At 68.9% G+C, this 17,904-nt stretch carries 16 protein-coding genes; 10 read left to right on the forward strand and 6 right to left on the reverse strand.

Annotation, left to right across the window (positions count from 1 at the left end; all coding sequences use genetic code 11):
- Positions 1 to 250 precede the first annotated feature (250 nt).
- The 6 genes from ABN273_RS21100 to ABN273_RS21125 are packed head-to-tail and all read left to right on the forward strand — an operon-like array spanning position 251 to position 6,220.
- Positions 251 to 1,342, forward strand: coding sequence for an ABC transporter ATP-binding protein (locus tag ABN273_RS21100; protein WP_349450647.1), 1,092 nt, complete (start codon positions 251 to 253; stop codon positions 1,340 to 1,342).
- Positions 1,335 to 2,429 carry an ABC transporter ATP-binding protein gene (locus ABN273_RS21105; protein ID WP_349450648.1) on the forward strand — a complete coding sequence of 365 codons (1,095 nt, stop codon included), beginning with the start codon at positions 1,335 to 1,337 and terminating at the stop codon, positions 2,427 to 2,429. Before ABN273_RS21100 ends, ABN273_RS21105 begins: the two co-directional genes overlap by 8 nt.
- A complete protein-coding gene (locus tag ABN273_RS21110; RefSeq protein ID WP_349450649.1) occupies positions 2,426 to 3,319 on the forward strand; it encodes a carbohydrate ABC transporter permease in 894 nt (297 codons plus the stop codon). The genes ABN273_RS21105 and ABN273_RS21110 overlap by 4 nt, the downstream gene beginning before the upstream one ends.
- Positions 3,320 to 3,323: 4 nt before the next feature.
- Positions 3,324 to 4,154: a carbohydrate ABC transporter permease gene (locus ABN273_RS21115; protein WP_349450650.1), complete on the forward strand. Its 831-nt coding sequence runs from the start codon at positions 3,324 to 3,326 to the stop codon at positions 4,152 to 4,154.
- A 2-nt stretch (positions 4,155 to 4,156) separates the two neighbouring features.
- Positions 4,157 to 4,432, forward strand: coding sequence for a DUF2160 domain-containing protein (locus ABN273_RS21120; protein ID WP_349450651.1), 276 nt, complete (start codon positions 4,157 to 4,159; stop codon positions 4,430 to 4,432).
- Between the two features lie 18 nt (positions 4,433 to 4,450).
- Positions 4,451 to 6,220 (forward strand): ABC transporter substrate-binding protein, encoded by a 1,770-nt coding sequence (locus ABN273_RS21125; RefSeq protein ID WP_349450652.1) that lies wholly within the window; start codon positions 4,451 to 4,453, stop codon positions 6,218 to 6,220.
- 115 nt (positions 6,221 to 6,335) lie between these two features.
- On the opposite strand, the gene ABN273_RS21130 is transcribed toward ABN273_RS21125, so the two are convergent.
- From ABN273_RS21130 to ABN273_RS21155, 6 genes are all read right to left on the reverse strand, one after another.
- The gene (locus ABN273_RS21130; RefSeq protein ID WP_349450653.1) at positions 6,336 to 7,361 is read right to left on the reverse strand and encodes a dienelactone hydrolase family protein; all 1,026 of its coding nucleotides are present in this window, start codon (positions 7,359 to 7,361) and stop codon (positions 6,336 to 6,338) included.
- Positions 7,351 to 8,631, reverse strand: coding sequence for a Gfo/Idh/MocA family protein (locus ABN273_RS21135; protein ID WP_349450654.1), 1,281 nt, complete (start codon positions 8,629 to 8,631; stop codon positions 7,351 to 7,353). Before ABN273_RS21135 ends, ABN273_RS21130 begins: the two co-directional genes overlap by 11 nt.
- 10 nt (positions 8,632 to 8,641) lie before the next feature.
- Complete coding sequence (locus tag ABN273_RS21140; protein ID WP_349450655.1) at positions 8,642 to 9,925, reverse strand: ABC transporter substrate-binding protein; 1,284 nt, start codon at positions 9,923 to 9,925, stop codon at positions 8,642 to 8,644.
- Between the two features lie 45 nt (positions 9,926 to 9,970).
- Complete coding sequence (locus ABN273_RS21145; protein ID WP_349450656.1) at positions 9,971 to 10,837, reverse strand: carbohydrate ABC transporter permease; 867 nt, start codon at positions 10,835 to 10,837, stop codon at positions 9,971 to 9,973.
- Positions 10,821 to 11,741 (reverse strand): carbohydrate ABC transporter permease, encoded by a 921-nt coding sequence (locus tag ABN273_RS21150; RefSeq protein WP_349450657.1) that lies wholly within the window; start codon positions 11,739 to 11,741, stop codon positions 10,821 to 10,823. Before ABN273_RS21150 ends, ABN273_RS21145 begins: the two co-directional genes overlap by 17 nt.
- A 214-nt stretch (positions 11,742 to 11,955) precedes the next feature.
- Positions 11,956 to 12,909: a LacI family DNA-binding transcriptional regulator gene (locus ABN273_RS21155; protein WP_349450658.1), complete on the reverse strand. Its 954-nt coding sequence runs from the start codon at positions 12,907 to 12,909 to the stop codon at positions 11,956 to 11,958.
- A 181-nt stretch (positions 12,910 to 13,090) separates the two neighbouring features.
- Between ABN273_RS21155 and ABN273_RS21160 the strand changes: the two genes are divergently transcribed.
- Genes ABN273_RS21160 through ABN273_RS21175 form a run of 4 tightly spaced genes read left to right on the forward strand, consistent with a single transcriptional unit; the run spans position 13,091 to position 17,806 of the window.
- Positions 13,091 to 13,981: an NAD-dependent epimerase/dehydratase family protein gene (locus ABN273_RS21160; RefSeq protein ID WP_349450659.1), complete on the forward strand. Its 891-nt coding sequence runs from the start codon at positions 13,091 to 13,093 to the stop codon at positions 13,979 to 13,981.
- Positions 13,978 to 14,850 carry a 5-dehydro-4-deoxyglucarate dehydratase gene (locus ABN273_RS21165; protein WP_349450660.1) on the forward strand — a complete coding sequence of 291 codons (873 nt, stop codon included), beginning with the start codon at positions 13,978 to 13,980 and terminating at the stop codon, positions 14,848 to 14,850. The genes ABN273_RS21160 and ABN273_RS21165 overlap by 4 nt, the downstream gene beginning before the upstream one ends.
- Positions 14,847 to 15,902 (forward strand): mandelate racemase/muconate lactonizing enzyme family protein, encoded by a 1,056-nt coding sequence (locus tag ABN273_RS21170; protein WP_349450661.1) that lies wholly within the window; start codon positions 14,847 to 14,849, stop codon positions 15,900 to 15,902. Before ABN273_RS21165 ends, ABN273_RS21170 begins: the two co-directional genes overlap by 4 nt.
- The gene (locus ABN273_RS21175) at positions 15,899 to 17,806 is read left to right on the forward strand and encodes a DUF6807 family protein (protein ID WP_349450662.1); all 1,908 of its coding nucleotides are present in this window, start codon (positions 15,899 to 15,901) and stop codon (positions 17,804 to 17,806) included. Before ABN273_RS21170 ends, ABN273_RS21175 begins: the two co-directional genes overlap by 4 nt.
- Positions 17,807 to 17,904 lie beyond the last annotated feature (98 nt).

Genomic DNA, 17,904 nt, shown 5'->3' on the forward strand with positions numbered 1-17,904 from the left:
GCGACGCGCTGGACCGGGCGCTGGCCGGGATGGAGCGCGTGGAGCGGGAGACGCCGGCGCCGCTGACGGCGGACGAGCGGAAGCGGCTGCACGAGCTGGTGGCGAAGGTCTTCACCAACTGATCAGGACAGGCCGCGCACAAGGGTGGTAATTAACCCAGCTGTCACAATTTTCGCTCCTGCACCACCTGCCCTCTTTGCACACAGTTGCAGATCATGTTAGATGGAGGCGAGCAGAGAGGACCGGCACAGTGACGCTGATTCTCGATGGCGTCTTCGTACGGCGGCGCGGGGAGACCTGGCTTGACGACGTTCGCCTGGAATTATCCGATGGAATGACCACCTTAATCGGCCCGATGACCGCCGGAAAGACGACATTGATGCGCGTCGTCGCCGGATTGTTACCACCGGATTCGGGCCGCATCCTTGTCAACGGAAAAGACGTCACCGACATTTCGGTGCGAAAACGCTCGGTCGGCTTCGTCTACCAGCAATTCATCAATTACCCGTCGCTGACCGTCTACGAGAACATCGCCTCCCCCCTCCGGCTCGACCCGCGGTTCCGCCGTGACGGGATCGACCGGCGGGTGCGCGAGGTGGCCGAGCTCATGGGCATCGCGGCGTTCCTCGACCGCAGGCCCGCCGAGCTGTCGGGCGGCCAGCAGCAGCGCACCGCCATCGCCCGGGCGCTGGCCCGTCCCGTGGACGTGCTGCTCCTCGACGAACCCCTGGCCAACCTCGACTTCAAGCTCCGCGAGCAGTTGCGCGCCGACCTGAAGACCATGTTCGCGAACTCCGCCGGCGTGGTCCTCTACTCCACCGCCGACCCGAACGAGGCGCTCACGTTCGCCGCGCCGACCGTGGTCCTGGGCGAAGGCCGGGTCCAGCACGTCGGCGACGTGGCCGAGATGTACGCCCACCCGCCCACGCTCGCCGTCGCCGCCACGCTCAGCGACCCGCCGCTCAACCTGCTGCCCGGCGTCGTGCGCGACGGCAGGATCGAATGCCTCGGCACGTCGTTCCCCGCGCCCCGCGCGCACGCGTCCGGGCGCGACGTCATGCTCGGCATCCGTCCTCACCAGGTCAGCATCGAACGGGGCGGCCCCGGCGCGCTGGAGCTGCCCGCCGAGATCAGGCTGGCCGAGGTGACGGGCAGCGCGACGTTCCTGCACCTGCTCCTGCAGGGGCGGGTCCACCTGGTCGCCCACCTGCCGGGCACCCAGCTGTTCACCCCGGGCGAGACCACGGTCGCGTACGTGGACCCGGCACACGTCTTCGTCTTCGACGAGGACGGCGGGCGCCTGCTCGCCACGAGCGCCGCGGAGGTCGACCTGCATGGCTGACATCCGGCTGGAAGGAGTGGGTCACAGCTACGACGGCGGCCAGACGTGGGCGCTCAAGCCGATGACCTGGACCTGGCAGAGCGCAAGGGCGTACGCGCTCCTGGGCCCGAGCGGCTGCGGCAAGACCACACTCCTGAACATCATCTCCGGCCTGATCACGCCCACGGTGGGCCGGATCTTCTTCGACGACCGCGACGTCACCGACGTGCCCACCGCGGGCCGCAACATCGCGCAGGTCTTCCAGTTCCCGGTCCTGTACGAGGAGATGTCGGTATACGACAACCTGGCCTTCCCCCTCCGTAACCGGAAATATCCGGCGAAGGAGATCGACGAGCGCGTCCGCCAGGTCTCGCGGCTCCTCGGCCTCGAGGACCTCCTCCGCCGCAGGTCACGCCGCCTGGACCCGGGCCGCCAGCAGATCGTCAGCCTGGGCCGCGGCCTGGTGCGCTCCCAGGTGGCGGCGGTGCTGCTGGACGAGCCGCTCACCGTGGTCGACCCGGCGCTGAAGTGGACGCTGCGCAGCAAGCTCAAGGAGATCCACCGCGACACGGGCCACACGCTGATCTACGTCACGCACGATCAGACCGAGGCGCTGACGTTCGCCGACGAGGTCGTGGTGGTCAACGACGGGGCGATCGTGCAGTCGGGCGAGCCGGCCGAGCTGTTCCTGTCGCCGGAGCACGAGTTCGTGGGGCACTTCATCGGCTCCCCGGGCATGAACATGCTGCCCGCCGAGATCGTCGACGGTGTCGTACGCGTCGGGCAGGCGGACGTGGGCCTGGCCGCAGGCGACCTGCCGCCCGGGCCGGTCAGGATCGGGGTGCGTCCCGAGTTCGTGCAGATCAGCAGCGCCCGCAACTCGCCGGGGGTGGCGGCCCGGGTGACCGGGATCGACCGCATGGGGGCCTACGACCTCGTGCACGCCCAGGTCGGCGAGCACACCTTGACCGCCAAGGCCGAGGCGGGCTCGCCGTACGCGCCGGAGTCGGTGGAGTTCCTGCACTTCCCCGCGGAGCGCACGTTCCTGTTCCGCGACCAGGTCAGGTGCGGTTCGCTCGCGCCGCTGAACGGAAGGGGCACGACGTGACCGAGGTCCAGGAGGAGCCGCGGGCGGACCTGAAGCGGAAGAACAACCGGGCCTGGTGGCTGGTGCTGCCGGTGGTCGTGTCCGTGGCGTTCACGGCCGTGATCCCGCTGATGACCGTGGTCAACTTCTCCGTCCAGGACGTCTTCAGCCCCAGCGACCGCATCTTCGTCGGCCTGGAGTGGTTCCGCTCGATCGCGCGCGACCCCGAGGTGCGCTCGGCGTTCGTGCGCACGCTGCTGTTCTCGGCGCAGGTGCTGCTGCTGGAGATCCCACTCGGAGTGGCGATTGCGGTGTCGATGCCGCGCCGCGGCGTGTGGGTGTCGGTGGCGCTGGTGCTGGTGGCGCTGCCGCTGCTCATCCCGTGGAACGTGGTGGGCACGATCTGGCAGATCTTCGCCCGCGGCGACATCGGCCTGGGCGGCTGGACGATCAACAACATCCTGGGCATCAACTTCAACTACACGCTGGACTCCACGGACGCCTGGGTCACGGTCCTGCTCATGGACGTCTGGCACTGGACGCCGCTGGTGGTGCTGCTGGCGTACGCGGGGCTGCGCTCGATCCCCGATCCGTACTTCCGGGCCGCGCAGATCGACGGCGCGTCCGCCTGGGCCACGTTCCGCCACATCCAGCTGCCCCGGCTGCGCGGGGTGCTGACGATCGCGATCCTGCTCAGGTTCATGGACAGCTTCATGATCTACACCGAGCCGTTCGTGGTGACGGGCGGCGGGCCGGGCAACGCGACGTCGTTCCTCAGCATCCTGCTGTCGAAGATCGCGGTCGGGCAGTTCGACCTGGGCCCGGCGGGCGCGTTCTCGCTGCTCTACTTCCTGTTCGTGCAGATCCTCTGCTACGTGTTCTTCACCGTGCTGACCAGGTCGGGGAGGTGACCTGATGGCCGCTTTGACCAGGGGCACGGGGCGGCGGCTGCCCTGGGCGCGGACGGTCTTCTGGCTGTATGTGGCGACGCTGATGCTGCCGGTGCTGTGGATGTTCCTCATGTCGATCCGGCCGAACGAGGACATCCTCGGCAGCTTCTCGCTCATCCCGCAGCGCGTGACGTTCGACAACTACGCCACCTTCTTCTCCGACTCCGCCTGGTATTCGAGCTATCTGAACTCCATCGTCTACACCTCGATGAACGCCGTGATGTCGCTCGTCGTGGCGTTGCCGGCGGCGTACGCGTTCTCGCGGTTCCGTTTCGCCGGGGACAAGCACCTGTTCTTCTGGTTGCTGACGAACCGCATGGCGCCGCCGGCGGTGTTCCTGCTGCCGTTTTTCCAGATTTATCAGAGCGTCGGGCTCTTCGACACGCATCTCGGTGTCGCCCTTGCGCACATGCTCTTCAACGTGCCGCTCGCCGTGTGGATACTCGAGGGCTTCATGTCAGGAATCCCCCGGGAAATCGACGAGACGGCTGCGATAGACGGCTATTCGCTGCCCCGTTTCTTCATCCGCATATTCCTGCCGATGATCCGCTCCGCGATCGGCGTCACGCTGTTCTTCTGCTTCATGTTCAGCTGGGTCGAGCTGCTGATCGCCAGGACCATCACCTCGGTGAACGCGAAGCCGATCGCCGCGACCATGACCAGGACGGTGAGCGCGGCCGGGGTGGACTGGGGCCTGCTGGCCACGGCGGGGGTGCTCACCATCGTCCCGGGCGCGATCGTCATCTGGTTCGTCCGCAACTACATAGCCAAGGGATTCACCATGGGGAGGGTCTAGGGATGCTCGAGTGGATGGTCTGGACCGTCCCCACCGCCCTGGTCTTCGCCGGGCTCGCCCTCCTTCTGGTCGTCATGGCGGTCTGGGCCCGCATCTCCCCGCCCGTGGCCCGGCGCGGCTTCCTGCGCATCGAGACCGACCGTGGCGACCGGCTCTACATCGGCCTGATCAGCGCCGCCGTCGTGCTGGCGGGCTGGATAGCAGTCACCGACCTGTCCATGTGGCTCGCACTCGGGTGCGCGCTGCTGGTGGCGGTCGTGATCGGGATATGGGGTTAACAGAGGAGGAGCCAAGCGATGAGGCATCGGGCAGGCAGGTCCGCGGTGGTGGGTCTGGCCGCGGTCGTCCTGATAGTGGCCGGTTGCACGCAGGGCGAGAAGAAGCCCACGAGCGACTTCAAGGAGTCCGACGGCAAGGCCGCGGCGCAGCGGTGGGTGACGGACGAGTTCACGCCGAGCACCCTGTCCAAGGACCAGCAGCTGGCGGAGATGGACTGGTTCATCAAGGCCGCGGCGCCGTACCGGGGCATGCAGATCAACGTGGTCTCCGAGACGATCACCACCCACGAGTACGAGGCCCAGACGCTGGCCAAGGCGTTCACCGAGATCACCGGGATCAAGATCAAGCACGATCTGATCCAGGAAGGTGACGTCATCGAGAAGCTCCAGACCCAGATCCAGGGCAACCAGAACATCTACGACGCGTACGTCAACGACTCCGACCTCATCGGCACCCACTCCCGCGGCGACTACGTCTTCCCGCTGTCCGACTACATGGCGGGCGAGGGCAAGAACGTCACCTCGCCCACGCTCGACCTGGACGACTTCATCGGCATCAGCTTCACCACCGGCCCGGACAAGAAGATCTACCAGCTCCCCGACCAGCAGTTCGCGAACCTGTACTGGTTCCGCTACGACTGGTTCACCGACCCGAAGATCAAGAAGCAGTTCAAGGACGCCTACGGGTACGACCTGGGCGTCCCGGTCAACTGGGCGGCATATGAGGACATCGCCGACTTCTTCACCAGCAAGGTCAACGGCAACGGGACCATGGACGGCAAGAAGGTCTACGGCCACATGGACTACGGCAGGAAGGACCCGTCGCTGGGCTGGCGCTTCACCGACGCCTGGCTGTCCATGGCGGGCAACGGCGACCCCGGCATCCCCAACGGCCTGCCGGTGGACGAATGGGGCATCAGGGTCGAGAACTGCCGCCCGGTCGGCTCGTCGGTCACCCGCGGCGGCGACGTCAACGGCCCCGCCTCGGTCTACGCGCTCACCAAGTACGTGGACTGGCTGAAGAAGTACGCCCCCCGGGAGGCCGCGGGCATGAACTTCAGCGAGGCGGGCCCGGTGCCGGCGCAGGGCAACATCGCCCAGCAGATCTTCTGGTACACGTCGTTCACGGCCGACATGACCAAGCCGGGGCTGTCGGTCGTCAACAGCGACGGCACGCCCAAGTGGCGCATCGCGCCGAGCCCGCACGGCGCGTACTGGAAGCAGGGCAACAAGCTCGGCTACCAGGACGCCGGCTCGTGGACGCTGCTCCGGAACACGCCGCAGGACCGCCGGGCCGCGGCCTGGCTGTACGCGCAGTTCGTCACGTCGAAATCGGTGTCGCTGAAGAAGTCGATCAAGGGGCTGACGTTCATCCGCGACTCCGACATCAGGAGCGACTACTTCTCGGAGAACTCCAAGAAGTACGGCGGGCTCATCGAGTTCTACGCCTCGCCGGCCCGCAAGCAGTGGACACCGACCGGGACGAACGTGCCCGACTATCCCAAGCTCGCTCAGCTCTGGTGGCAGAACGTGGCCACCGCGGTGACCGGCGAGACGACGGCCCAGCAGTCCATGGACAACCTGGCCAAGCAGCAGGACGACATCCTGGCCCGGCTGGAGCGGCGCGGCTACGGCGGGAACTGCGCGCCGAAGCTGAACCCCGAGCGCCCCGCCCAGTACTGGCTCGACCAGCCGGGCGCGCCCGCGCCGAAGCTGGCCGACGAGCGCGGCAAGCCCGAGACGCTCGACTACGACAAGCTGATCGCCACGTGGAAGTCGGGCAACTAGCTGCGCTGGATCCGCAGCGAAGCGAGGACATCCAGCGCAGCTAGTTGAGCGGAAGCTCGGCCATAAAGCGCTGAGCGCCGCCGCCCGGGGCAGGTCCGGGCGGCGGCCGTCTCTCCTATTTCTTCAGGTTACGGGCCAGCCAGTCGAAGGCCCGCTCCTGCCTGGGCACGTCGAAACTATGCGGCACGTCGGCCCACACCGCCTCGTAGGCGTCGGGGGCCTCCCGGTAACGCTCCTCGATCATGGCGTGCGCCCGGCGCATGCCCGGCTCGGGGAACAGCTCGTCACGCAGGGCGTACTGCACCATGAGCGGCTCGGGCGCGCGGGCGGCCACCAGGTCGGGCCAGTCGCCCAGGCGCGGCAGCCCCGGCGGCCAGAGCAGCCACGTGTGCTTCTCGACGTACCCGTTGAGCATGTCGCGGTAGGACGAGACCATCGCGGCGACGACCACGGCCCGGATGTCCGGGTCGAACGCGCCGAGGAGGGCGGCCCGCAGGCCGCCTCCGGAGAGCCCGGCGCATCCGACGGGGCCCACGTCGGGCCTTGACCGGAGATAAGCCGCCGCGGCCAGGTCCTCGCCCGCCGTCACGCCCGCGAAGGACGTGCCGAGCGCGGCGCAGTACTTGGCGACCACGTGCTCGTGGTCCTTGGCCGCCGCGTCGTAACGGGCGGGCTCATCGACACCGAGCGGGAAGCGGCGGCTGCCCCAGGTGAGCACGTCGGGGACCAGCACCACGAAGCCGCGCCGGGCCAGCTCGTTCGCGTACGCGCGACCGCCGTAGATCCGCTCGCGCACCCTCAGCACCTCGGGAGAAGGTGCGGAGGGGCCGTCGGCGATCTTCTCCTTGCCGACCCACTTCATCCCGCCGTGGCAGTGCAGCGCCACCACCCCGGGCAGCGGGCCGGCCGCGTCCCGAGGGCGCAGCAGGTACGCGTGGGTGCGTGGCCCGAACCCCACCGACCAGGAGAGCTCCTCCCCGGCGAGGTCGCCGTCCGTCCACGAGCACTCGACCCGCACGTCCTGAGCGGTCAGGTCGAGCACCCCCATGGCGGCACGCGCGGCCGAGCGCAGCTCGGAGCCCGGAAGAGACGGATAGACCCCGAGCTGGGCGGCGGCGATGCCGGCCAGCTCAGCGAACACGCGTGCCCTCGTCCGCGAGGTGCACGGGCTCGCCGGTCGCGGCCGAGACGTTGGCCGCGTGGCCCGTCAGCACGCTGCGGATGCCGTCGCGGTAGCCGGCCTGCCGCTTCAGCGGGTCGTCGCCGGGCCCGCGGAAGACGTCGTTCAGCAGCAGGCGGTCGCCGCCGCCGTGCCCGCCGGCCCCGCTCTCGATCGGCACCTCCTCCGCCTCGCTCCACTGGCGGTGCAGGGTGAGCTTCTCCCACGAGTCGGCCTTGTGCTGCTTGGAGGCGGCACTCGGGTCGACGGCCGCGTGCGGCGGGGTCCACGCCCGCTCGACCACCTCCAGCTCCAGCCGCCCGGCCGTGCCGTTGAACGCCACCCGGTAGCCCTCGAAGGGGGCGTAGGCGTTGAGCGAATAGGTGAGCACGGCGCCGTCGGTGTAGCGGACCATCACCGACATGGTGTCGTCGATGGTGATCCCGTCGCCGAAGACGTCCTGGTCGCGGATATAGCCGTCCTCGTGCTCCGCGTCCAGGTAGAGCCGCTTGAGCCGCTCGTCCTGGGAGATGTCCAGGATGAACGGGTCCGTACCGAGGCCCGGGGCGCCCTGGCCACGCGTGGGACGGTCGGTCACGCCGCGCTCGCGGGCGTTCTCCGAGCCGTAGAAGCGCAGGTCGGCCTGGGCGAAGACGGTCTGGGGAGCGGCGGCGAGCCACCAGTTGACCAGGTCGAAGTGGTGGGTGGACTTGTGGACGAGCAGCCCGCCCGAGTTGATCCGCTCGCGGTGCCAGCGGCGGAAGTAGTCGGCGCCGTGGATGGTGTCGAGCGTCCACTCGAAGTGCACGGACGTCACCCGGCCGATCGCGCCCTCCTGCAGCAGGCGGCGCACGGCCGAGTTACGCGGCGAGTACCGGTAGTTGAAGGTCACGATCAGCTTGCCGGTGCTGCGCTCGGCCGCCTCCGCGATGGCCGCGCAGCCCTCGGCGTCGATGGTGAGCGGCTTCTCCACGATGACGTCGCGCCCGGCGTCGAGCGCCGCGCACACGTACCGGGCGTGGGTGGCATCCACGGTGGTGACGATGACCGCGTCGGCGAGCTCGAGCACCTTGCCGAACTCATCTGGCGTGAAGCGCGGCACCTCGTGACCGATCCGCTCGACGTAGTAGTCCATGCGGGTCCGGTTCGTGTCGCACAGAGCGACGATGGTGCCGGCGTCGCGCCACTCGCCGAGCAGCGCGTCGACGTACATCTGCGCGCGGTGCCCGAGCCCGACGAACGCGTACTTCATTTCTCTCCTTTTAGCCGGCGATCGCGGCGTTGGCTTCGGTGATGAACTTCTGCGCGGCGTCGTCGGGGGTCATCCTGCCGAACAGGACCTCCTCCGAGTACCGCGTGAGGATGTCCTCCATGGCGCTGGCGCCCTTCGGCGGAGCGGCCGGCGGGTCGGCCAGCTCGCCCTTGACCTTGTCGAGGAAGTCCAGCGTCTTCTTGTCCGTGGCGGGCAGCTTCTCCCTGACCGCCGCCAGCACCTTGGAGCTGGCCGGCAGGCCCCGGTCGCTGAGGATGATCTGGCCCGCCTCCGGGTCGTTGATCATGAAGTCGATGAACTTGGCGGCCTCGGTCGCGTGCTCGGACTTCGACGAGGCGGTGTAGAACATCGCGGGCTGCAGGAACATGCCTCCGGTGGTCGCGCCCTGCGCCTTAGGCATCCGGAGCAGGTCCACCTCCTTGCCCGACGCCTTGTTGATCGCGCCGAGCTGGTTGCTCCACCACATGCCCATCGCGCCGGTGCCGGTGGCGAACAGCGACTGGTCAATGCTCTGGGCGCCGATCTCGGCGCTCTTCGCGGCGTCAGGAGAGCCCTTGGTCTTGATCAGGTTCTGCATGATGGCCCACCACGCCTTGAGCGTGTCGGGCGAGACGCCGACCTTGTTGCCGTTGTAGAACGGCTCGCCCCGCTGCGCGGCGAAGATCTGCAGGAAGGCGGGGTTGAAGGCCTGCTGCGTGCCGAAGACCTTCCCACCGCTCTTGTCGGTGATCTTCGCTGACAGGTCGACCCAGTCGTCCCAGGTCCACTTGGTGTCGTCGGGCAGTTTCTGCCCCGCGCTCTCGACCGCGGCCGGGTCCACGACCAGGGACCAGGCGTTGACGCCGGTGGGGATGGCGAACTGCTTGCCGTCGATGGCGCCGGTGCCCAGCACCTTCGCGTCGATGTCGGCGGTGTTGACCTTGCTGGCCAGGTCGGCCAGCGTGCCGCGGTCGGCGTACTCGCGCAGGCCGCGGATCTCGAGGGTGATGACGTCGGGCGAGTCGTTGGCCGCGACCTTGGTGGACAACGACTCGTAATAGCTGCCGAAGTCGGAGAACTCGCCCTCGACGTCGATGGTCGGGTTCTTCGCCTCGAACTTCTTGATCGCCTCTTCGGTCATCTTCTGTCGCGCGTCGCTGCCCCAGTAGGAGAAGCGCAGCTTGACCTTGCCGTCGGCGCTCTCGCCGCCGCTGCCGCTGCCGCAGGCCGCGGTGACCGCCAGCATTGCGGTGGCGAGCAGTGCCGCCGACCACATCTTCTTGCCAGAGCTCACGGCTCTACCTCCTATGGGTTTCCTCTTGTCGGGGGGTGGATGGAGCTACTTCAGTCCCGTGGTGGCCACGCCACGGATCAGGTACTTCTGGCCGGCCAGGAAGAAGCCGAAGATCGGGCCGAGGGCGATGATCGACATGGCGAACATCGGGCCCCACGACGACTCTCCGCTGGAGTCGAGGAACGTGCGCAAAGCCACCGGGACGGTGAAGTTGTTCGGGTTGTTGAGGTAAAGGAGCTGGCTGAGGAAGTCGTTCCAGGTCCAGATGAACGTGAAGATCGCGGTGGTGGCCAGCGCGGGCAGGCAGAGCGGCATGACCACTCTGATGAAGATGCGCCAATAGCCCGCTCCGTCGATCTCGGCCGCCTCGTCCAGCTCCCTCGGCAGCGTACGGATGAACTGCACCATAAGGAAGACGAAGAACGCGTCCGTCGCCAGCACCTTGGGCATCACCAGCGGCCAGATCGTGTTGATCAGGTCGAGCTTCGAGAACATGATGTACTGCGGCACGATCGTCACGTGGTGCGGCAGCATGATCGTGCCCAGCATGATCGCGAACCAGAACTTCTTCAGCGGGAAGTTCAGCCGCGCGAAGGCGTAGGCCGCCAGCGAGCAGGCCACCAGGTTCGCCACCACCGACAACGCCGTGACGACCGCGGAGTTCCACAGGTAGTAGCCGAAGGGGTGCTTCAGCGCGGTCCAGCCCTCGGTGTAGTTCTCGAACGTGATCTTGCTGGGCCACAGTCCGGGCTCCCGGAAGATCAGCTCCTCCGGCTTGAGCGAGCTGGAGATCATCCAGAGCAGCGGATAGAGCATGACCAGGCCGAAGCCGATCAGCAGGATGTGCTTGACCACCGGCCCGCCCCTGAGGGGGCGGAACAGCACCGGGACCGGCCTACTTGGTGTCGCCATAGAAGACCCAATACTTAGACGCGAGGAAGTTCACTCCGGTCAGGGCGGCGATGATGACCATCAGGACCCACGCCATCGCCGCGGCGTAGCCCATGTCAAAGTTCTTGAACCCCTGCAGGTAGAGGTAGAGCGTGTAGAAGAGGGTGGAGTCGGCCGGGCCGCCCTTGCCGTTGCTGACGATGAAGGCCTGCGTGAACGACTGGAACGACTTGATCAGCTCCAGCACGAGGTTGAAGAAGATGATCGGCGTCAGCAGCGGCAGCGTGATCGAGCGGAACTGGCGGAGGGACCCGGCGCCATCCACCGAGGCCGCCTCGTAGTAGCTGCTGGGGATCTGCCGCAGGCCGGCCAAGAAGATGATCATGGGGGCGCCGAACGTCCACACGTGCAGGAGGATCAGCGTGCCCAGCGCCGTGTCCGGGTCGCCGATCCAGCCGGGACCCTGGATCCCGAAGATCGACAGCACCGCGTTGACCAGACCGTCGGCGCCGAAGACCTTGCGCCAGAGGATCGCGATCGCGACGCTGCCGCCCAGCAGCGAGGGCAGGTAGAAGATCGAGCGGTAGAACGACAGCCCGCGCAGCCCTCTGTCGAGCACCAGCGCCAGCGCCAGCGCGAAGGCCAGCTGCAGCGGGACCGATACGACCACGTAGATCGTGGTCACCTTCAACGAGGAGAGAAACCTCTCGTCCTCGGTGAACATCTTGACGTAGTTCTCGAGCCCGACCCACTTGGCCTCCTTGAGGAGGCTGTAGTCGGTGAAGGACAGGTAGAGCGAGGCGAAGATCGGGCCGATCGTGATGACGAGCAGGCCGACGAACCAGGGCGCCAGGAACAGATAGGCGGCCCTCGCCTCGCGGCGGGCACGTAGGGAGCGGGGCCCGCCTCTGACCATGTCAGCCATGACGGAACTCATTCGTCATTCACGGACCTTCCGGCGAGATGTGAATGGATAGCGCTTTCCTATAGCTGGCGGGAAAGTTGCGTCAACCCTTTGCAGCCGTTACATAGCCGTTACCGATATATCGTTACGGCGTTTTCCCAGCTAGAGCGCCTGCCCAACGGAGAAGTCAGACGAATTTGCTGCGCGATTTGTACAACCGTTTGCAGCAGGCAGGCTATCGTGGTGGCGCGGTGGAGTCCCTGATGACCAGGCGCGTCTCCAGTGACGTGGTGGCCGTCACCTCCTGGATGAGGAGGTCCACCGCGAGCCGGCCTGCCGCGGCCGTGGGCATGGCGACCGTCGTGAGCTTGGGCCGGCTCAGCCGTCCAGGGACGATGTCGTCGATCCCCACGACGCTGACGTCCTCCGGCACGCCCAGCCCGAGGTCGCCGAGGCCCTCGATGAGCCCGATCGCCACCAGGTCGTTGTAGGCGAGCGCGCCGGTCGCCCCGGAGTCGCGCACCCTGCCCGCCGCCGCGAACCCGCCCCGCTCGGTGGGCGCGTTGGGGCCGATGACGACCAGCTCGACACCGTCCACCTGTTCGGCGGCCGTACGGATCTCCGCGCTCGTCCACGAGCCGGCCGGCCCCGACACCAGCGCCACGCGGCGGTGCCCGAGCCCGGCCAGGTGCTCGACCGCCAGCCTGGCGCCGCTGCCCACGTCCATCAGCACCGTGGCGGCGCCGCGCAGCCGCCGGTTGATCACCACGAACGGCACCCGCTGGGCCAGCCGTTCCAGCGCCTTGTTGGACGACCGGGGGCTGCACAGCACCAGACCGTCCACCTGTTTGGAGAACGCCTGCACCAGCTCCTCCTCGGCGGCCGCCTCCTCGTCGGTGTCGGCCACGAACAGGTGGTAGTCGCGCTGCCTGGCCGCCGCGTGGGCCGCCTTGATCAGCGGAGGGAAGAACGGATTGGCGATGTCGGCCACGATCAGGCCGAGGTTGTGGGTGCGGCCGGTCGTGAGCGCCCTGGCCGCCCGGTTGGGGCGGTATCCCAGCTCCTCGGCCACGGTCAGCACCCTGGTGCGGGTGGCCGCGTTCACCATGTGCGGCGCGGAGAACGTCCGCGACACGGTCGATACATGCACGCCGGAGGCCCGGGCCACATCACGAATCGTCACTGTCACAGTCGCCCACCATAACGCAACCGCTTGCAGAATCCCCGAGTACCATGAAAGCGCTTGCCGAGCGAACTCGCCGGGAAACCCCTGCTCGTGCCGGGGGCAACGAAATCACTACTTGACGCCTTGCCCTCGGTGACACGAAGGTTTAGTGCAACTGTTTGCAGTCTTGAAGGAGCCTCCCAGGGTGAGCAGAGTCCTCGTCACCGGAAGCGCAGGACGCCTGGGCCGCAGCGTGGTCAGCACGCTCGCGGCGGCCGGGCACGAGGTCATCGGCGTGGACCGAGCGCCGGGCACGCCATCCGAGGCCGCGCTCGCCTTACCGGCCGACCTCACGGACACGGGCGAGGCGTTCGAGGTGATCGCCAGGTTCCGGCCCGAGTCCGTGATCCATCTGGCGGCCATCGCGACGCCGTTCAGCTATCCGGAGTCAGTGATCTACAAGGTCAACACGCAGCTGGCGTTCAACGTCTGCGAGGCGTCCGTGGCGCTGGGCGTGCGGGGCGTGGTGGTGGCCAGCAGCCCGACGGTGATCGGGTACGGCGCCCCGGGCGGCTGGGCGCCCGGCTACCTGCCGATCGACGAAGAGCACCCGGTACGGCCGTGGAACGCGTACAACCTGTCCAAGGTCGTGGCCGAGCAGACCATGAAGGCGTTCGCGGTGGCCGGGACGACCCGGATGGCCGCGGTGCGGCCGTGCTTCGTCATTCCGCCCGAGGAGTGGGCGGGCGCGCCCACGCAGTCGGGGCACACCGTGAAGGAGCGGCTGGACCGGCCCGAGCTGGGCGGGGTCTCGCTGTTCAACTACATCGACTCCCGCGACGCCGCCGAAATGATCGCCGTGCTGGCCGAGGCGCTGCCCGAGCTGCCCAACGGCGAGGTGTTCTTCGCCGGGGCCGCCGACGCCCTGGCCAGGAAGCCGCTCGCCGACCTGCTGCCCCAGGTCGTGCCGGGAACTGAGCCGTTCGCGGCCGGGCTCACCGGCACCACCCCCGCTTTCTCGACGACCAAGGCACAGCGCCTGCTCGGCTGGCAGCCCAAGCGGAGCTGGCGCACTGAACTGAAGGAATCTGCATGAATCTGAGCGGTGTGCTGTTCTTCCCCGTGACCCCCTTCGACGGCGACGGGAGGCTCGCAGAAGAGGTGCTGGCCGAGCACATCCGGCAGGGCATGGAGCACGGTCCCGGCGGCGTGTTCGTGGCGTGCGGCACCGGGGAGTTCTCCGCGCTGTCGGAGTCGGAGCACGCGCGGGCGGTGCGGGTGGCGGTCGAGGTCGTGGGCGGGCGGGTGCCGGTGTTCGCGGGCGCGGGCGGCCCGCTCGGCGCGGCGCTGAACCAGGCGCGGGCCGCGCGCGCGGCGGGCGCCGACGGGCTGCTGCTCATGCCGCCGTACCTGGCGCAGGGGCCGGGACACGGCTTCGCCGCCTACGTGGCGGCGGTGGCCGCCGAGCTGCCGGTGATCGTCTACCAGCGGGCCTCGGTGGTGCTGGAGCCGGAGGCCGTGGTCGAGCTGGCCGGGATCCCCGGCGTGATCGGGCTCAAGGACGGCGTGGGCGACATCGACAGGATGCAGCGGATCGTGCTGGCGGTGCGGGAGTCGTACCCGGACTTTCTCTTCTTCAACGGGCTGCCGACGGCCGAGCTGACCATGCCCGCCTACCGGGGCATCGGCGTGGAGCTGTACTCGAGCGCGGTCTTCGCGTTCGCACCGGAGATCGCGCTGGCCTATCTGAACGGTGACGAGCGACTGCTCACCGGGTTCTACGCCCCGCTCGTACGGCTGCGCGGCAAGGTCCCCGGTTACCCGGTCTCCCTGGTCAAGGCCGGGGTACGGCTGCGCGGCCTGGACGTGGGCGCCGTCCGCCCGCCGCTGGTCGAGCTGACCGAGGAACACCTGGAGGAGCTGGAGGCGCTGATCAAGACAGGGCTGGAGCTGGCGAAGTCATGACGATCGCCGACCTTCGTACCTCGCTGCGAACGGTCGCGTTGCCGCGGCCCTGGGGCGCGGACGTGCCCGCCAACCACGTGGTCGTGTGCGAGGTCACGCTGAAGGACGGGCGGACCGGCACCGGGTTCTCGTGGACGCCGCAGATCGGGGCGCACGCCGTACAGGCTCTGCTCGACCACGACCTGCGCGAGGCGCTGATCGGGCTGCCCGCGCACCCGGAGGTGGTGTGGGACCGGCTCTGGCGCCACCTGCGCGAGGCGGGGCCCGGTGGGATCACCACGATCGCGCTGGCCGGGATCGACCTGGCGCTGTGGGACCTGCGCTGCGGCGACAGCGGCCTGGCCGACGTGCTGGGGCGGCGGCGCGACGAGGTGCCCGTCTACGGCAGCGGCGTCAACCTGCACTACCCGCTGGAGGAGCTGGTGGAGCAGGCCCGGCGCTGGATGGCGGCCGGGTACCGGGGCGTCAAGATCAAGGTGGGGCGGCCCGACCTGGCGGAGGACGTGGCCCGGGTGGCCGCCGTTCGCGAGATGATCGGGCCCGACCGGCTGCTGATGATCGACGCGAACCAGCGGTGGGACCTGCACCGGGCCAGGCGGGCCATTGCCGCGTTGCGGGAGTTCGGGCTGCACTGGATCGAGGAGCCGCTGCCCGCCGACGACGTGGCCGCCCATGTGGAGCTGCGGCGCTCCATCGACGTGCCCGTCGCGGTCGGGGAGAACGTCTACACCACGTACGGGTTCCGCGACCTGCTGGCCGCGGGCGCGTGCGACGTCATCCAGCCGAACGTGGTGCGGGTCGGCGGGATCACGCCGTTCCTGCGGATCGTGGAGCTGGCCAGGACGTACGACGTGCCGGTCTACCCGCACCTGCTGAGCGAGATCTCCGGGCAGCTCGCGCTGGCGCTGCCGCTGCCGGTCATGGCGGAGGACGTGGAGGACGCGTCGTTCGCGACGCTCGGGCTGCTGGAGGAGCCGTACCCGGTGCGGGTCTCCGACGGTGTGCTGCGGGCGGGCGAGCACGCGGGCCTGGGGCTGAGGTGGTCGCGGTGAAGATCGTACTCGCCGGTGCGCACGGGCACGGGCGGCACCACCTGGACATCCTGCGCGGGCTCAGCCACCAGGGGCTGGTCGAGCTCGCCGGGATCTGCGACGTGCGCCCGGTCGAAGTGGACTTCGCCTCGCCCCTGCAGTCGCCCGATCTGGGCCAGCTGATCGCCAAGAGCGGCGCGGAGATCACGATCATCTGCACGCCGATCCAGACGCACGCCGACCTCGCCGTGACCGCGCTGCACGCCGGCTCCCACGTGCTGCTGGAGAAGCCGCCCGCGGCCAGCGGGTCGGCGCACGAGCGGATCGCCGCCGCGGTGGCGGAGACGGGGCTGGCCTGCCAGGTCGGCTTCCAGTCGCTCGGCTCGGCGGCGGTCCCCGCGCTGCGCTCGCTGATCGCCGGCGGCGCGCTCGGCCGGGTCCGCGGCATCGGCGGCGCGGGCGCCTGGGTGCGGCCCTCCTCCTACTTCACCAGGTCCCCCTGGTCGGGCAGACGCCGGCTGGCCGGCGTCGACGTGGTGGACGGCGCGCTCACGAACCCGTTCGCGCATGCCGTCGCGACCGCTCTCGCCCTCGTGGACGGCCGGATCACGGGGATCGAGACCGAGCTCTACCACGCCCACCCGATCGAGGCGGACGACACGTCCTGCGTGCGGATCCGGCTCGACGACGGCCAGGTGATCACGATCGCGGTCACGCTGTGCGCGGCGGAAACGCACGACCCGTACCTGGTCGTGCACGGCGACGCGGGCCGGGCCACGCTCTTCTACACGAAGGACGTGCTCAAGGTCGAGCTCCCGGACGGCTCGGTCACGACCACGGTGCACGAGCGCACCGACCTGCTGGAGAACCTCATCGACCACGTCCGCGCGGGCGCCGGCCTGCTGGTGCCGCTGTCGGCCACGGAGTCGTTCACGCAGGTGCTGGACGCGGTGCGGCTGGCGCCCGAGCCGCTGCCGATCCCCGATCGGCACCAGGTCGTCGAGCGTGACCCCGCCTCCGGCGAGGTCACGCGCCGGACCCTGCCCGGCGTCGACGACCTGACCGCCCGCAGCGCCGCGGAGCTGGCGGTGTATTCGGAGCTGGGCGTGCCGTGGACGACGGTGGAGCTACACGTCGCGGACACGGCGGTGGCCTCGTACGAGTGGCGGCCCGACCTGCCGGTCACCGACTCGCCGCGCCCCTACCTGCATCCGGTGCGCACGCTCGGCGGCGTGGCGGTCACCCAGCTGCGCCCCGAGGACCACGTGCACCATCTCGGCGTGGGAGTCGCGATCTCCGACCTGGGCGGCGCGAACTTCTGGGGCGGCCGCACCTACGTCAAGGACCAGGGCCCGACCTGGCTGGACGATCATGGCGTTCAGCGGCACGTGGCGTTCTCGCGGCTCGATGACTGCGGTTTCGTCGAGCACCTGGAGTGGGTCGGGCCCAAGGGGCGGCTCATGGCGCGCGAGGAACGCGCGGTCACGGCCCTGCCGCTCGACGGCTTCTGGGCGCTGGACTTCACGTTCACGCTCACGAACCTCACCGGCTCTCCCCTGGAGATCCAGAGCTCAGCCACCAAGGGCCGGGAGGGCGCGGGCTACGGCGGGTTCTTCTGGCGCGCGCCCGGCACCTCCACCGGCCGGGCCACCTTCCCGGGGGACGAGCAGGCCGTGCACGGCAGCCGCTCCCCGTGGGTGGCCATGACGGGCAGCACGCCCGAGGGCCGGGACTGGACGCTCGTCTTCGCTCAGACGGCCGACGATCCGTGGTTCGTGCGGGTGGAGCACTATCCGGGGGTGGGGCAGGCACTGGCCTGGGACCGGCCGCTGGTGCTGGAGAGCACGCTGACGAGGCGGGTCGTCACGGCGGTGGTCGACGGGCGGCTGGACCCGGCCTCGGCCTCACCCGGAGCCCGCACATAGCGCGAAAATCGACTGATCAGCGGCATGTCGTGAACGGTACCAGCGAGACGTCCACGGTTTCAAATCGCGCGGCCGGGCGTGAGCGGACATCCGCCCTT

The sequence above is a fragment of the Nonomuraea sp. B19D2 genome (genome assembly GCF_040137845.1).
Classification (GTDB): Bacteria; Actinomycetota; Actinomycetes; order Streptosporangiales; family Streptosporangiaceae; genus Nonomuraea.

Excerpts from the sequence above, each read along its gene's own strand:
- ABN273_RS21125 (WP_349450652.1), top strand. The coding sequence starts at position 4,451 with ATGAGGCATCGGGCAGGCAGGTCCGCGGTGGTGGGTCTGGCCGCGGTC.
- ABN273_RS21135 (WP_349450654.1), bottom strand. The coding sequence starts at position 8,631 with ATGAAGTACGCGTTCGTCGGGCTCGGGCACCGCGCGCAGATGTACGTC.
- ABN273_RS21120 (WP_349450651.1), top strand. The coding sequence starts at position 4,157 with ATGCTCGAGTGGATGGTCTGGACCGTCCCCACCGCCCTGGTCTTCGCC.
- ABN273_RS21150 (WP_349450657.1), bottom strand. The coding sequence starts at position 11,741 with ATGGCTGACATGGTCAGAGGCGGGCCCCGCTCCCTACGTGCCCGCCGC.
- ABN273_RS21115 (WP_349450650.1), top strand. The coding sequence starts at position 3,324 with ATGGCCGCTTTGACCAGGGGCACGGGGCGGCGGCTGCCCTGGGCGCGG.
- ABN273_RS21165 (WP_349450660.1), top strand. The coding sequence starts at position 13,978 with ATGAATCTGAGCGGTGTGCTGTTCTTCCCCGTGACCCCCTTCGACGGC.
- ABN273_RS21170 (WP_349450661.1), top strand. The coding sequence starts at position 14,847 with ATGACGATCGCCGACCTTCGTACCTCGCTGCGAACGGTCGCGTTGCCG.
- ABN273_RS21145 (WP_349450656.1), bottom strand. The coding sequence starts at position 10,837 with ATGGCGACACCAAGTAGGCCGGTCCCGGTGCTGTTCCGCCCCCTCAGG.
- ABN273_RS21105 (WP_349450648.1), top strand. The coding sequence starts at position 1,335 with ATGGCTGACATCCGGCTGGAAGGAGTGGGTCACAGCTACGACGGCGGC.